The sequence below is a fragment of the Natrinema soli genome (genome assembly GCF_028618695.1).
Map to the genome: position 1 here is coordinate 1 of NZ_JAQIVI010000444.1, position 732 is coordinate 732.

Below are 732 nucleotides of genomic sequence, written 5' to 3' on the forward strand. Positions count from 1 at the left end.
GGTCGGCGACGCCGGTGAGCGCCCGAAGGTCGTCGGCGGGGCCGCTGCCCAGTTCGTGGACGCGCGGGTAGACGAGAACGGGCGTCGTTTCCTCGTACTCGAATCGGCGCTCGACGAGGCCGACGACGTCGCTGACGACGATCGACAGCGGACCGACCCGGTGGCGCCCCCGCGCCTCGAGTCCCACGTCGTAGGTGACCGTCTCGTCGCCGTCGAGAGTCGTCTCGGCGACGGGTTCCGCGGTCGACGAGAGGCCGTCACCGACGGTGTCGCGGACGGTTGCGGCGATCGGGCCGCCGGTCTCGATCGCGACCTCGACCCGTCGCTGCTCGCCGATGAACCCCTCGCTGATGGACTGGCGGTCGATGCGCGGTCGGTCGGTTCGGATGATCTTGACGAGGCCGGCGAGCAGGATGACGACCAGCGGGACGACGATCGCGTTCAGCGCGCGAGGACCGAACCCCCAGCTCAGCGCGACGGCCACGACGACGGCCACGACCACGGTCCAACCGCGGAGCGTCAATCGCAGTCGACGTGGGCGTCTCATTCGACGGGGACGCGCTCGAGTGCGTCCTCGACGACCGCGTCGCCGGTGCGGTCGCGACCGTCCGTCTTGATCCGGTGGCTCATGACGACGGGGGCCTCGACCTGCACGTCGTCGGGAGTCACGTACTCCCGACCGTTCGTGACGGCCCGGGCCTGCGCCGCCCGGAGCAACGAGATCGTCCCGCG

2 pseudogenes are annotated in these 732 nt (G+C 71.0%); both read right to left on the reverse strand.

Annotated elements, in window-relative coordinates:
• Positions 1-529 (reverse strand): annotated as a pseudogene (locus PGX04_RS23510) (DUF58 domain-containing protein); the annotation flags it as partial.
• A 14-nt stretch (positions 530-543) separates the two neighbouring features.
• Positions 544-732 (reverse strand): annotated as a pseudogene (locus tag PGX04_RS23515) (AAA family ATPase); the annotation flags it as partial.